At 72.7% G+C, this 12,889-nt stretch carries 13 protein-coding genes; 7 read left to right on the plus strand and 6 right to left on the minus strand.

What is annotated here, in order from left to right; translation table 11 throughout:
• The first annotated feature begins 109 nt into the window (after positions 1-109).
• Entirely contained in the window at positions 110-667 is a 558-nt protein-coding gene (locus ABZ873_RS19325; RefSeq protein ID WP_360873249.1) for a ribosome-inactivating family protein, read from the plus strand.
• On the opposite strand, the gene ABZ873_RS19330 is transcribed toward ABZ873_RS19325, so the two are convergent.
• Entirely contained in the window at positions 635-1,678 is a 1,044-nt protein-coding gene (locus ABZ873_RS19330) for a YafY family protein (RefSeq protein WP_360873126.1), read from the minus strand. The genes ABZ873_RS19325 and ABZ873_RS19330 overlap by 33 nt on opposite strands.
• Before the next feature lie 123 nt (positions 1,679-1,801).
• On the opposite strand from ABZ873_RS19330, the gene ABZ873_RS19335 reads away from it, so the two are divergent.
• From ABZ873_RS19335 to ABZ873_RS19345, 3 genes are all read left to right on the plus strand, one after another.
• Positions 1,802-2,215, plus strand: a complete 414-nt coding sequence (locus ABZ873_RS19335; protein ID WP_360873129.1) for a VOC family protein — start codon at positions 1,802-1,804, stop codon at positions 2,213-2,215.
• A gap of 79 nt (positions 2,216-2,294) precedes the next feature.
• The gene (locus ABZ873_RS19340) at positions 2,295-3,518 is read left to right on the plus strand and encodes an alpha/beta fold hydrolase (RefSeq protein ID WP_360873131.1); all 1,224 of its coding nucleotides are present in this window, start codon (positions 2,295-2,297) and stop codon (positions 3,516-3,518) included.
• Positions 3,519-3,614: 96 nt separating this feature from the next.
• Positions 3,615-4,007 carry a nuclear transport factor 2 family protein gene (locus ABZ873_RS19345; RefSeq protein WP_360873134.1) on the plus strand — a complete coding sequence of 131 codons (393 nt, stop codon included), beginning with the start codon at positions 3,615-3,617 and terminating at the stop codon, positions 4,005-4,007.
• A gap of 49 nt (positions 4,008-4,056) precedes the next feature.
• Here ABZ873_RS19345 and ABZ873_RS19350 read toward each other — a convergent pair whose 3' ends face one another.
• Positions 4,057-4,674 (minus strand): helix-turn-helix domain-containing protein, encoded by a 618-nt coding sequence (locus ABZ873_RS19350; protein ID WP_360873137.1) that lies wholly within the window; start codon positions 4,672-4,674, stop codon positions 4,057-4,059.
• A 119-nt stretch (positions 4,675-4,793) separates the two neighbouring features.
• On the opposite strand from ABZ873_RS19350, the gene ABZ873_RS19355 reads away from it, so the two are divergent.
• Both ABZ873_RS19355 and ABZ873_RS19360 read left to right on the plus strand, forming a co-directional pair.
• Positions 4,794-6,245 carry an amidase gene (locus ABZ873_RS19355; protein ID WP_360873140.1) on the plus strand — a complete coding sequence of 484 codons (1,452 nt, stop codon included), beginning with the start codon at positions 4,794-4,796 and terminating at the stop codon, positions 6,243-6,245.
• A 54-nt stretch (positions 6,246-6,299) separates the two neighbouring features.
• Entirely contained in the window at positions 6,300-8,105 is a 1,806-nt protein-coding gene (locus ABZ873_RS19360) for an ABC transporter ATP-binding protein (protein WP_360873252.1), read from the plus strand.
• A gap of 183 nt (positions 8,106-8,288) precedes the next feature.
• Here ABZ873_RS19360 and ABZ873_RS19365 read toward each other — a convergent pair whose 3' ends face one another.
• The 3 genes from ABZ873_RS19365 to ABZ873_RS19375 form a co-directional block, all read right to left on the minus strand.
• Positions 8,289-8,645, minus strand: coding sequence for a hypothetical protein (locus ABZ873_RS19365; RefSeq protein WP_360873143.1), 357 nt, complete (start codon positions 8,643-8,645; stop codon positions 8,289-8,291).
• Positions 8,646-8,705: 60 nt separating this feature from the next.
• Complete coding sequence (locus ABZ873_RS19370) at positions 8,706-9,698, minus strand: helix-turn-helix domain-containing protein (protein WP_360873146.1); 993 nt, start codon at positions 9,696-9,698, stop codon at positions 8,706-8,708.
• 106 nt (positions 9,699-9,804) lie between these two features.
• A complete protein-coding gene (locus ABZ873_RS19375) occupies positions 9,805-11,208 on the minus strand; it encodes an alpha/beta hydrolase (protein WP_360873149.1) in 1,404 nt (467 codons plus the stop codon).
• Between the two features lie 285 nt (positions 11,209-11,493).
• Between ABZ873_RS19375 and ABZ873_RS19380 the strand changes: the two genes are divergently transcribed.
• Positions 11,494-12,348: a class I SAM-dependent methyltransferase gene (locus tag ABZ873_RS19380; protein WP_360873152.1), complete on the plus strand. Its 855-nt coding sequence runs from the start codon at positions 11,494-11,496 to the stop codon at positions 12,346-12,348.
• A 10-nt stretch (positions 12,349-12,358) separates the two neighbouring features.
• On the opposite strand, the gene ABZ873_RS19385 is transcribed toward ABZ873_RS19380, so the two are convergent.
• Positions 12,359-12,850 carry a hypothetical protein gene (locus ABZ873_RS19385; RefSeq protein ID WP_360873155.1) on the minus strand — a complete coding sequence of 164 codons (492 nt, stop codon included), beginning with the start codon at positions 12,848-12,850 and terminating at the stop codon, positions 12,359-12,361.
• Positions 12,851-12,889 lie beyond the last annotated feature (39 nt).

A 12,889-nucleotide genomic window follows, 5' to 3' on the forward strand; every position in this document is an offset into this window, starting at 1 on the left:
GAGGTGGTGAGGTGCATGCGTGAGTGCGGCAGGATCCCGACGGGCCGGCGCAGATTTCCTTTGAGGAGTCCGGTCTCCGGGCCGCTTCCCTGATCGGCCGGCCATGTTGATGCCGATACTGTTCTCCCCGGCCTGGGCCTCGCCCGACGACTACCGGTCCCTGACCTCGACCATCCGGTCCAAGGCAGAGGACGCCCAAGGGTTTTTCGGTGGCGCCGGGCGCAAGGAGGGCGAAATGCCGTACCTTCCCCTCCACATCCAATTGCGGGGCCTTTTCATCGAGCTCTACATCGAGCTCCGCCCGCGCAATACCAGCCTGCGCATCGCCGGTTTCCGGAATATCTTCGAGAACGGCCAGGCCCCGCCCGAGGCGTACATGCGTCACGTACGGGATTCGGCCGCCCCGCCGGGCGTGGACCGGAGCCAGGCCCTGCCGTTCGGCGGCTGCCGGGCGGATCTGGAGACGGCCGCCGCCGTGCGACGGGCGGGCATCCAGCTCGGGCGCCGTCCGCTGAGCGCGGCGGTCATGCGGCTGCACCAGAACCGGGATCCGCGCAGTACCGCCCACGGCATGCTCGTGCTGTCGGAGATGCTGTGCGAGGCGGCCCGCTACCCCGCCCTGGCGGACGCGATGTCACGTATCTGGATGACCGGGGGCCGGCTGTGATCCGGGCACGGCGGTTCGCCGCGCGGAGTCCGTGAGCCGTGCGGCGAAGGCTTCGACGAGGGCGCGCAGCTCATCGGGGCCTTCGATGACGAAGGGCCGGTCCAGCGAGGCGAGTACGGCGGGCAGCCAGTCGAGCCGGTCCACGCGCAGGGCGACCCGGCACCAGCCGTCGGCCTCGGGGGCGGAGCCGTCTATGGGGGGCGGCTCGGTCACGAGGGCGACGGAGGCGGGCAGCCGGGTGTGGATCAGCTCGGCGGTGGCCTTCACGCGCAGGCTCACCTCGTGCCGGTACGGGGCCGTGGCGAGGGAGGTGAGGAGGCGTCGGGCGGGATCGGTCCCGGCGGGCGGTGCGAACGATCCGGGCAGGATCCGCACGCCGGTGACCCGGTCCAGCCGGAAGCCGCGCTCCTCCCCCGCGGAAGGGTCCAGGGCCGTCACGTACCACTTCCTCGCGTGCGCGACGATCCCGTACGGGTGCACGGTGCGCTCGCTGTGCCCGCCGTCGCCCGCGGTGTAGCGGATCGCGACCGGCCGGTGGTGCCGGACGGCGTCCGCCATCGGGAGCAGCACCGCGGGATCCGGGGCCGCCGCCCGCCTGCCGGGCGGCGGCTCCGGTGCGGTGAAGGCGAGCGTGTCGAGCACGGCGTCGAGCCGGCGGCGCAGCCGCTCGGGCAGCACCCGCCGGATCTTGGCCGTCGCCGTCTCGCTCGCCGTGTCCGTGGCCGTGGTCAGGCCCGAGCGGCGGCCGGCGACCAGGCCGAGCAGGACGGCGAGTGCTTCGTCGTCGCTCAGCATGAGCGGGGGCATGCGGAATCCGGGGGCGAGCCGGTAGCCGCCGTAGCGGCCGCGCACCGATTCGACGGGGACGTCGAGGTCGAGGAGCTGCTGTGCGTAGCGCCGTACGGTGCGCTCGTCGACGCCGAGCCGGTCGGCGAGTTCGGGCACGCCGCGGAGGCCACCCGACTGCAGGAGCTCCAGCAGGGTGAGGACGCGGGCGAGGGGTCGGGGCATGCCTGCGATTCTCCCGCGGATACCGGGCGGGTTCCGCCCGGTATCGGTCGTAGCGTGCGGTCAGCGGCACCGAGCAGCACCCCGCCGCATGCCGAACGACCGACCAGACCCGGGAGAAACCCCATGCACTTCGTGTCCAGCCGCATCATCACGGACGACGTCGCCCGCCTCGTCGCGTTCTACGAACGCGCCACGGGGGTGTCCGCCACCTGGGCCACCGCGGACTTCGCGGAGCTGCGGACCGCCTCGGCCACCCTCGCCGTCGGCAGCACCCGTACCGTCCCGCTGTTCGCGCCCGGTTCGGCCCGGCCGGCCGACAACCGCAGCGTCATCCTGGAATTCCTCGTCGAGGACGTGGACCGTACGCACGAGGACCTGAGCGGCTTCGTGGACGCGTTCGTCAGCGGCCCCACCACCCTGCCCTGGGGCAACCGCTCCCTCCTCTTCCGCGACCCGGACGGCAACCTCGTCAACTTCTTCACCCCGGTCGCGCCGGCCGCGATCGAGCGCGCGGGAGGCACCCACGGAAGCTCGTAAGCACATTTATTTGCTTCCTGCCGGGTGAAGGGTCTACAGTCGCTGACGTACGCACAGATCTGTGCTTAAGGAGAGCGTCATGCAGCCCCTGCTGTTCCCCGGCAACACCCAGTTCTGGTACGAGACCCTGCGCTCGATGAGCCACATCGCCTACGGCGGGGCGGAGTTCGGCGAGGTCATGGCGACGAGCGCGCGCATCAAGGAGGGCGACTACGACAGCTGGCACACGGAGTGGACGGCCACCGCCGACCGGGTCTCCGCCGAGGCCCGGCGCGCGCTCGACGCGGGCCACACCGTCAGCGCCCGGGACGGCTTCCTGCGCGCCTCGAACTACTACCGCTCGGCGGAGTTCTTCCAGCACGGCCGGCCGTGCGACCCCCGCCACACCCACACCTACGACCGCAGCGTCGCCTGCTTCCACGCCGCGGCCGCCCTGTTCACCAGCCCGCGCATCGAGCCGGTGGAGATCCCCTACGAGGGCACCACGCTGCCGGGTTACCTCTACCGGCCGGACGACAGCGGCGCTCCCCGCCCGACCCTGATCATGCACAGCGGCTTCGACGGCACCGCCGAGGAACTGCATTTCAGCGGCGCGCTGGCCGCCGTAGAACGTGGATACACCGTCCTCACCTTCGACGGCCCCGGGCAGCCCGGCCCCCGCCACCGCCAGGACATGGCCTTCCGCCCGGACTGGGAGAACGTCATCACCCCGGTCGTGGACTTCGCCGAGGCCCTGCCCGAGGTGGACAACAGCCGGATCGCCCTCCTCGGCAGCAGCATGGGCGGCCTGCTCGCCCCCCGCGCGGCCGCGTTCGAGCGCCGTATCGCCGCGCTGATCGCCGTGGACGGGGTCTACGACCTCGGCGCGGTGTCCACCCGGCACCTCCCCGGCGACCGCGAGGAGGCCGAGCGGATGCTGCGCGCGGAATCGGCCCCCGAGCTCGACGCGCGCATGGCGCAGATCATCGAGGAGGACGCCACCGCGCGCTGGGCGATCAACCACGGGATGTACGTCATGGGCGTGGACTCGCCCCGGGCGTTCAGCGCCTCCTACCTCGACTACACCCTCGCCGGGGGCATCGCCGAGCGGATCCAGTGCCCGACGCTGGTGTGCGACGCCGAGGAGGACGAGTTCTTCCAGGGCCAGCCCCAGCAGCTCTTCGACCACCTGACCTGCCCGAAGACCCTGATGACCTTCACCGCGGAGGAGGGCGCCGGCGCCCACTGCCACCCCGGTGCCATGCGGCTGGCCCTGGCCCGGATCTACGACTGGCTCGACACCACCCTCGCGCACCGCGCCTGAGGCACCCCGCACATACTTCGCAGAGCACAGCACAGCAACGCAGCACAGCACAGCACCGACTCACCAGTTACCGACTCACCAGACAAGGAAGCACAGATGAACCGCACCGGAATCGAAGCCGCCCTGAACGACCTCCTGTTCAACAAGGACATCACCCTGGAGCAGGCCGCCGAGCGCCACTTCACCGACGGGTACCGCCAGCGTACGGACGGCGAGTGGGCCGACCGCGCCGAGTTCCTGGACCACATCAGCCACCTGCGCGGCATCGTCGCGGGCGGCACGGTCGAGGTCCACGACGAGCTGTACGACGGGAGCAAGTACGCCGACCGGCACACCTGCCACATCACGAAGAACGACGGCAGCACCGTCAGCATGGAGGTCTACGTCTTCGCCGACCTCGCCCCCGACGGCCGCTTCCACCGCATCGAGGAGACCACCCTGATGCTCAGCGGCTCCGACGCCGACCGCAACATCGGCAGCGCCCGCTGAACGACCCCGCCCGCCGGGCCCGGACGGGCCCGGCGACGGGGCGGAGGTCTCACCCCGCCGGCGACTCCGCCCCTCTGTCCAGCACCGCCGTGACCGCCGCCACGAGCCGGTCCCCCGCCCGGTCGACGCTGCCGTTCTGCGCGCTGATCTGGGCCCCTTCCAGCAGGAAGGTGATCTCCGCGGAGAGCTCGTCGGGCTCTCGCGCACCGGCCCGTTCGCACATGGCCGCGAGCCGGGCCCGCTGACGGGCCTTGTGCTCCGCGATCAGCCGCCGGGCCGGATGAGCCGGGTCGGGCAGACCGGCGACGGAGTTCACGAACGGGCATCCCCTGCGGGCGACTTCGGGCAGCCCCTCGGCGAAGAAGCGCGCCACGCCCAGCACTTGAGCCCGCCCGTCCCCCGCGTGCTCGTTCTCCACCTGGTCGAGAGCGGCGACGTACCCCGCCGCGACGATCCGTAGCCACTCCTCGATCAGGGCGTCCTTGGTGGCGAAATGCCGGTAGAGCGCCATCTTCGTGGTCTTGGCCCGCTCCGCGATCGCCTGTACGCCGACCGCCCTGATGCCCTCGCTGAGGAAAAGCTCCTCGGCCGCGTCGAGGATCCGCTCGCGCGGAGGGAGCCGGGCGACCCGGGAGTCCCGGCCCGGCCTCGGCGGGCTGCTCGTCATGGTGTGCCTCGCTCCGCTCGTGGTGGCCCGTCTCTCCCGGCCCATGCTACGTTACCGCCCACCCCCAGACGATACCGATCGGTATCGCACGGGACCGAGTGGAAATACAGGTGGATCTCATGGAGCTGCACGCATACACCGAGTACGACGCCGTGGGCCTGGCCCAGCTCGTGGCGCGCCGAGAGGTGACCCCGGCGGAGCTCGCCCACGCGGCGCAGTCCGCGATGGACGCCGTGAACCCGAGCCTCAACGCCGTCGTGGAGAGCTGGCCCGCCGGGGACAGTCCCGTCCCGGGCAGTACCCCGCTGGCGGGCGTGCCGTTCCTCATCAAGGACCTGGCCGTCTCCATGCGCGGCAAGCGCGTCGAGCTGGGCAGCCGGCTCGCCGAAGGCAATGTGGCGGCCGAGGACTCCTTCCTCATGCGGCGGTTCCGCCGCGCCGGTCTGGTGACGCTGGGCCGCACGGCCACCCCCGAGTTCGCCTACAGCACCACCACCGAGCCGGTCCTCTACGGGGCCACCCGCAACCCGTGGGACCTCACCCGCACCCCGGGCGGCTCCAGCGGCGGTTCGGCCGCGGCCGTCGCCGCCGGGATCACCCCGCTCGCGCACGCCACCGACGCGGCCGGGTCGATCCGGGTCCCGGCCGCCAGCACCGGGCTGTTCGGGCTCAAGCCCACCCGCGGCCGGGTCTCCCTGGGCCCGGACGCCGACGAGGTGTTCAACGGCCTGGCCGTGCACGGCGGGCTCAGCCGGACCGTACGTGACAGCGCCGCGCTGCTCGACCTGATCCAGGGCCCGGAGACCGGCGATCCGTACTTCGCCGAGCGCCCCCGTCGCCCGTACAGCGAGGAGATCACCCGGGACCCCGGCACGCTGCACATCGGCCTGCTCACCACCCCCTGGAACGGGCGGGACGTGGACCCGGCCGTCACCCGGGCCGCCGTGGCCGCCGCCCGGCTGCTGGAATCCCTCGGCCACCGGGTCGAGGTCACCACGGTCGAACTCGGCGTGCACTGGGAGGAGTTCGTCCTGGCCAACGCCCGGCTGTGGGCCACGAACCTGGTGACCTGGATCGACGGTTTCGCCGCGGCGTCGGGGCGGCCCGTGGACGAGACCACCGTGGAGCCGGAGATGCTGGCCAGTTACGCCTGGGGGCAGCGGGTGAGCGGCGCGGAGTTCGTCCGCGCCCTCGACGTCCGCAACCGGGTGGCCCGCTCGATCGGCGCCCACTTCGCAGCCCAGGGCATACTCCTCACCCCCACCCTCCCCGAGCTGCCGCTGCCGCTGTCCACCTACGGCCGGGGCGCGGAGGAGGCCGACGGACTGGGCTGGCTGGAGCACCTGTTCCACCGTTCGCCGTTCACCGCCGCGTTCAACGTCGCCGGTACGCCCGCGATGTCGGTGCCGCTCGCCTCCGACCCGGAGACCGGGATGCCGATCGGCGTGCAGTTCGCCGCGGGGTACGGGCGCGAGGACCTGCTCTTCCGGCTCGCCGCGCAGCTGGAGAAGGCCGCCCCCTGGGCGGAGCGCAAGCCTCCGGTGTGGGCGGGCGCGCGGCTGCCCGTCTGAGCGCGCAACCCCGGACGCGGTGGGCACGTCCTCCCGGGCGTGAGCACCCGGGAGATCCACCACACCGAGCCCGAGAAGTCGGCGCCCCCTTCCGCGACGGCCACCTGGCGGGCCCTGTACCGGCATTTCCGGCCGCACCGCCGGGCCGTGCTGCTGGGCGGCACGCTCGCGCTGATCGGCACCGCGACCGGAATCGCCCAGCCGCTGGCCGCCAAGGCGCTGGTGGAACGGCTGGGCGGGGAGGAGCCGTTCACGGCGATCCTGCTGACGCTCACCGCGCTGGTGCTGCTGGGCACCGCCATCGAGGCCATCGGCGCGTACGTACTGGAGCGCGCGGCGGAGTCGGTCGTCCTGGCCGCCCGCCGCTCCCTGATCGGCCGGCTGCTGTGGCTGCGGGTACCGGAGATGGAGCGCAACCAGCCCGGCGACCTGATGTCGCGGATCACCTCCGACACCACCCTGCTGCGCGCCGTCACCACCACCGCGATCGTCTCGGCGGTGGTGGGCGGCTTCGGGTTCCTCGCCACGATCGTGATGATGGCCCTGATGGACCCGGTCCTGCTGGGTGTCACGCTCGGCGTGATCGTCGTCGTCGGCGGTGCCTTCGCGCTGGTGATGCCGAAGATCTCACGGGCCACCACCCGCTCGCAGGAGGCGGTCGGGGAGATGTCGACCCGGCTGGAGCGCGTCTTCGGGGCCTTCCGTACGGTCAAGGCGTCGGGCGCCGAGGCGCGGGAGGCCGCGGTCGTCGAGGAGGCGGCGGTGCAGGCGTGGCGGCACGGGCTGACCTCGGCGAAATGGCAGTCCGTGGCCGGGTCCTCGGTGGGCCTGGCCATCCAGGTCTCGTTCCTGGCGGTCCTGGGGGCGGGCGGGGCGCGCGTGGCCTCGGGGTCGATATCCGTGGCCACGCTGGTGGCCTTCCTGCTCTATCTCTTCTATCTGATCGAGCCGGTGAGCAAGCTGGTGGACGCGGCGACCCAGTACCAGGTCGGGGCGGCGGCGGTCGCCCGCATCGAGGAGGCGGAACTCCTGGAGACGGAGCCCGTGGTGCCGGTGTCCGCGCCCCTGCCGGAGGTGGCCGCGGGGGCGGTGTCGGTGGCCTTCGAGGACGTGTCCTTCCGCTACCGCGCGGGGATGCCGTACGTGCACCGCGGGGTCTCCTTCGAGGTGCCCGCCCCGGGGACGACGGCCTTCGTCGGGCCGTCCGGCGCGGGCAAGACCACGGTGTTCGGGCTGATCGAGCGGTTCCACGAGGTGTCGGGCGGCCGGGTCCTGGTGGACGGGCGGGACGTACGGGACTGGCCGCTCGACCGGCTGCGCGCCTGCATCGGCTATGTGGAGCAGGACGCACCGGTACTGGCGGGCACGCTGCGGGAGAACCTGCTGTTCGCGGCGCCGGAGGCGACCGACCACGACATCCGCGAGGTACTGGTGAAGGCCCGGCTGGACTCGCTGGTGGACCGGCTCCCGGACGGGCTCGACACGCTGGTCGGACACCGCGGCTCCCAGCTGTCGGGCGGCGAACGCCAGCGGGTGGCCATCGCACGGGCCCTGCTCCGCAAGCCCCGGCTGCTGCTCCTCGACGAGGCCACCTCGCAGCTCGACGCGGTCAACGAGCTGGCGCTGCGCGATCTGGTCGCGGAGGTCGCGCGGGAGATGACCGTACTGGTGGTGGCGCACCGGCTGTCCACGGTGACGCTCGCGGACCGCATCGTGGTGATGGAGGCGGGCCGGGTCCGCGCGGTGGGCACCCACGCCGAACTGGTCGCGGGCGACCCGCTCTACGGGGAGCTGGCCGCGACCCAGCTCCTGGCCACGGCGGACCTGGGAGGCGGCGGCCCGTCGCCGGACCGCCTCTGAGGCGCCCGGCCGCTCAGTCGAACTCGGGGGTTCCCGTGACGTACCCACCGCGCCGGGGAGCCTGGCGCGAGGGGCCGGCCACCGGCGAAGCCGCGCCGGACCGCCCTCCCCCGCGGAGGACGGTCCGGCAGGGCCCGGCGGCGGGTGGCACAGGACCCTGCCGCGTGCATGCGGCCGGTCGGGTCAGTTCCAGACCTCGCCGTAGAACTGGCCGCCCGTACCCCGCAGGTAGTAGTTCTGGCCGTACAGACCGCCCACGCACGTCTGCTGCCAGCGCCACTGGTTGGTGGCGATGGAGCCGACCATCACGCCGGTGTCCTTGTCCCACAGCTCCGCGCGGCCCCAGTAGGCCAGGGCGGTGTGCTTTCCGCCGAAGCACACCTGGTGGTTGCCGTTCGCCGCGACGGTGCTGCTCGTGCAGACGGTGCTGCCGCCGCTCGAACACGAGGCGGACGCGGCCGACGCCGGGGCGGCGGTGAGGAGTCCGAAAGCGGCCACCGCCGCCGTCGCCATGGCAGCCTGAACGATTCTCTTCTTCATGTCGTACCTTCCTCGGTGATCTTGTCCGACCGGACGCACCGAGCATAGGAACGGCGGGTACTACCGCTGTGTGCGCTCCGCGCAGGCTTCCTTGACCCTGAGCGCGCGGAACTCCGTAGGGCTCAGCTCGTACGCCTCACGGAACGACCTGCTGAACACGGCCGCGCTGGTGAACCCCCAGCGGGCGGCGATGTCCTGCACCGGGCTCCGGCGCGGATCGGCCCGGGACAGCTCGGAGCGGCACCGCTCCAGGCGGCGTCGGCGGATCCGCGCGCCGACGGTCTCGTCCGCGCCCCGGAAGAGCTGGTGGAGGCTGCGTACGGAGATGTGGTGGTGGGCGGCGATCACGGCGGGGGTGAGCCCGGGGTCGCCGAGGTGCTGCTCGATGAAGGCGTGGATGCGCCGCAGCAGGGCCTGCGCCCGCACCTCGGGCGGTAAGGACGCGTCGGCGCCGAGATGGCGGGCCAGGCAGGCGGCGGCGAGGTCGGCGGCGACGGCGCCGAGGCGTTCCAGCTCCTCCGGGGTGCACCGGTCGGCGCTCGCGACCAGGGACGACATGAAGCCGCCCAGCATCGCCGCCATGCCCTCGCCGCCCGGAATGCGGTGGGCCAGGAGGCGACCGAGCCCGCGGGTGTGCAGGGGCAGCGCCGCACGCGGCAGGTGCAGGACCACCAGCTCACCGACGCCCGCCCGGGCGGGGGATTCGGCGACGGAGGGCAAGGAGGTGTCCCACAGCACCAGGTCCCCGGGCTCGGCGCGGCAGTCGTTGCCGTGCTGGGACATCGCCATGGAGCTCCTGCTCACCAGCGCCAGCTGGTACTGCTCCGGATCACTGCGCCTGATCAGCGCCGGGGTGCGGCGGGAGCGCAGAGGGGCGTAGGCGAGCCGCGACACGCGGATGTCCCCGGCGTCCAGGACGGCGGCCTCCGCCCGGAACTCGGCCGGCCGCTCGCTCCTGATCGCGGTGGGCACCACCTCGCGCGAGACCATGTCGGCGAACCAGTCGAACCGCTCCCCCGCGGGCAGTTCCTCCGACGAAGCCGTGGACCACATGCCGTCCCCCTCCTGAGTCGATCTTCCAACGGCTCAGGATGGGGCGGCACATGGTCCAAGGGAGAACGGTTTGCGCGGCGTGTTGCGCCGGTGTGCGGTCGGCCGTTCAGGTCGACGACATGGTTTTCTGGAGCCAGTCGAAGACGACCTCGCAGTGGAGTTGCGGGGCCATCGGGGAGCAGTGGAGCTGGGCTCCCTCCGCCGCCGTCAGCTTGACGTAGTCCTTCGGGGAGGTGAGGGCGTCGTACATCTGGCGGGCCTGGCCCGGGTAGAACTGCTCGCCCTCGTAGTCCAGGACCAGGGTGGGTGCCTTGATGCGGCCGACCACCTCGGTGATCGACAGGGCCTGGATGCGGGTGGCGGGGGTGTAGAAGTCGGTGAACAGCTTGCCCTGGCGGGCTTCCAGCATGGCCGGGATGGAGAAGGGCTCGAAGCGCTTCTTCATCACGGCGGCCACCTCCGGGGGCAGTTCGGGAACGACCTCCTTGTTCCAGATGTCGTTCGTCTCCTGCTTGTCGGGGGTGAGGATCTTGCGGATCTCGGGCGGGAAGCCGAGCCACGGTTCCACGCAGCCGGGCATGGCGACGAGCGCCGCGATCCGGCTCTCGAAGGCGGCGGCGCGCGGGGCGAGGTCGCCGGCCATGCTCAGGCCGGTGAGGGCGATCCGGCCGGGGTCCACGTCGGGGCGGGCGGTCAGCCAGTCGACGAGGGGGGTGACGACCTTCTCCCAGGTGGGGCTGAAGACCACCTGGTCCACGAAGAGCAACTGGCCCTGACCGGGGCCGTCGTAGACGAGGGCGTTCCAGCCGCGGTCGAGGGCCGCGGAGACGCCATAGGTCCACATATCGACATTCTGGCCGTCGCTGCCGTTGGTCAGGATCACCGTCGGGCGGCGGGTGTTGGAGGTGTCCGGCCGGAAGAACCAGACGGGCAGCGGGGTCGTCCCGTACGGCACCTGGGCCTTCACCGGAGCGGGCTCGCACAGATCGCAGAACGCGTCCCACGCGTCGCGGCCAGCGCGGTACAGCTTCTCCTCCGCGCCGGGGTCCTCGGAGCCGAGGACGAAGAACAGGGCCTGGCCGTAGTACTGCGCGGCACGCAGCGCCCTGAACCGCTTCGTCTGCCCGTCGGCGGGGGCTCCGGGCGGGGGCTTGAGGAGCTGGTCGCCGAGCTTGCGGAAGGTGTCCACGTACGACTGCGCGCTCAGGCCCGCCTGGTTGATCGTATTGACGGCGGTGAGGACCTCACCGACCTCGGCGGAGCCGGCCCCGGAGGCGCCGAGCGCGAGCAGGCCGTTGAAGTTGTAGCCCGGGTCCTTGAACAGCGTCATCACGCCGGGGGTGAGGCCGCCGGCGGCCGGGCTGGGGGTGACGGAGCCGGTGGTGGCGGCCGCCGGTGAGCCGTTCGCGCCGCTGCGGGCGCATCCCGTCATGACCGCGGCGCCGGCTCCGGCGAGGAGGAGGGCGCGACGGGAGGGGCCGGTGTGCCGATCGCCTGATATGTGCGTCATAGCTTCGGAACGTAGCCCCGGGCAGGCGGGAGGACATCCCGGCCGACCGCGCGCCGGCCCTCCTCCCGGGCCCGGTGCCGCGGCGCGCGGACCCCCGAGTGACCAGGTCATGGGCCCGCGGGCCGGCCGTACGGGACCACGCGCGCGGTCCCGGGGCGCGTTGGGCCGTTCGGATGGAGGGCGCCCGCCGCCGGGCCAGGGGGCGGCCGGGAAATCGGAGGCGCCGCCGCCCCCGCGTCCCCTACCCTCGGCCGCACTGACCCGTCGAGTATCAGCAAGGACTCTGTGAATCACTCCGATCTCCTCGCCAAGGCCCCCTCGCTCGCGGCCGGCATGGCCGCCGCCGCTCACAGCCCGGACTCCCAGCTGGCCCAGACCCGCCACCGTGCCGGGCTCGTCGCGGGCTGGCGCATCGCACCCGGCTCGACCGTCCTCGAACTGGGCTGCGGCCAGGGCGATATGACCGCCGTACTCGCCGAGGCGGTGGGGCCCGAGGGGCGCGTGGTGGCCGTAGACGTCGCCGAGCCCTCGTACGGGACGCCGGTCACGCTCGGGGAATCGGCGGCCCGGCTCGCGGCGGGCCCCCTCGGGTCACGCATCGACTTCCGCTTCGGCACCGACGTCCTCGACCCGTCGGTCGACTTCCCCGAAGGCGCCTTCGACCACGTGGTGCTCGCGCACTGCTCCTGGTACTTCGCCTCGCTCGGACAACTGCGCGACACGCTGGCCCGGATACGGCCGTGGGCGCGGCGGCTGTGGTTCACCGAGTGGGACCTGACGCCTGCCTCCGACCACCAGGTGGCGCACCTGCTGGCCGTGCTGATCCAGGGGCAGTTCGAGGCCGCGGGATCGCACGGCGAGGGCAATATCCGCACGCCCTTCTCCCGTGAGTACCTGCTGCGGCTCCTGCCGGAGACCGGCTGGACGGCCGACGGCAGCGCACCGGTGGATACCGGAGAACTCCAGGACGGCGACTGGGAGATCGCCGCCTGCCTCGACCTGGTGGGCAGCGAGGAACGTCTGGCCGCGCTGCCCGAGCCGGTGCGGCAGCTGGTCCTGAGCCAGGCCGACGTCCTCCGGGCCCTCGCCCGGCCGCGCGGCAACCGCGCACTCGCGGCGTACTCGATCACCGCGCACTGACACACGGCCCCTACGGCGCCGCGCGCGGGGTCAAGGGGGTGCCGCAGCCGGTGCAGAAGCGGGCGTCCGCCTCGATCGCGTGGCGGTGGCAGCGGCCGCACACCAGGTGCAGCGCGCACGGTTCCGGTGCCTCCGCCGGGGTGGAGCGGCCGATGCTCATGCCCCGGCGGCGGCGGTGCACCGTCAGGACGAGGAGCCCGTCGGGGCCGGCCAGCACGGCGCGGGAGGTGCCGCGCGGCAGCAGGCCCAGGAAGCCGGGCGTCAGGGGGACCTGGGTGCCGTCCAGGGTGAGGGTGCCGCCGCCCGCGACGACGACCAGCATCACGTCGACCTCGTCCTCGGTGTACGCCGCCCCGCCGGTCCCCGGCAGGTGGCGCACCAGGTTCGCGTCGAGCTGCCGGTCGACACCCTCGGGCCGCCACAGCGCGCCGCCGCGCCCCTGCTCCACCGCCGCGACCAGATCCGCGACCCTCGCGAATTCCGCCTCCCGCACAGCCTCCATCGACGTACCTTTCGTGCCCGTGCCGTTCCCCACCCCAGC

The organism is Streptomyces sp. NPDC047014 (assembly GCF_040644195.1).
Classification (GTDB): Bacteria; Actinomycetota; Actinomycetes; order Streptomycetales; family Streptomycetaceae; genus Streptomyces.

What these genes read in the sequence shown, in the direction of transcription:
- ABZ873_RS19325 (WP_360873249.1), top strand. Translation starts at nt 110, where the DNA reads ATGCCGATACTGTTCTCCCCGGCCTGGGCCTCGCCCGACGACTACCGG.
- ABZ873_RS19350 (WP_360873137.1), bottom strand. Translation starts at nt 4,674, where the DNA reads ATGACGAGCAGCCCGCCGAGGCCGGGCCGGGACTCCCGGGTCGCCCGG.
- ABZ873_RS19385 (WP_360873155.1), bottom strand. Translation starts at nt 12,850, where the DNA reads ATGGAGGCTGTGCGGGAGGCGGAATTCGCGAGGGTCGCGGATCTGGTC.
- ABZ873_RS19335 (WP_360873129.1), top strand. Translation starts at nt 1,802, where the DNA reads ATGCACTTCGTGTCCAGCCGCATCATCACGGACGACGTCGCCCGCCTC.
- ABZ873_RS19355 (WP_360873140.1), top strand. Translation starts at nt 4,794, where the DNA reads ATGGAGCTGCACGCATACACCGAGTACGACGCCGTGGGCCTGGCCCAG.
- ABZ873_RS19330 (WP_360873126.1), bottom strand. Translation starts at nt 1,678, where the DNA reads ATGCCCCGACCCCTCGCCCGCGTCCTCACCCTGCTGGAGCTCCTGCAG.
- ABZ873_RS19365 (WP_360873143.1), bottom strand. Translation starts at nt 8,645, where the DNA reads ATGAAGAAGAGAATCGTTCAGGCTGCCATGGCGACGGCGGCGGTGGCC.
- ABZ873_RS19340 (WP_360873131.1), top strand. Translation starts at nt 2,295, where the DNA reads ATGCAGCCCCTGCTGTTCCCCGGCAACACCCAGTTCTGGTACGAGACC.
- ABZ873_RS19370 (WP_360873146.1), bottom strand. Translation starts at nt 9,698, where the DNA reads ATGTGGTCCACGGCTTCGTCGGAGGAACTGCCCGCGGGGGAGCGGTTC.
- ABZ873_RS19375 (WP_360873149.1), bottom strand. Translation starts at nt 11,208, where the DNA reads ATGACGCACATATCAGGCGATCGGCACACCGGCCCCTCCCGTCGCGCC.
- ABZ873_RS19345 (WP_360873134.1), top strand. Translation starts at nt 3,615, where the DNA reads ATGAACCGCACCGGAATCGAAGCCGCCCTGAACGACCTCCTGTTCAAC.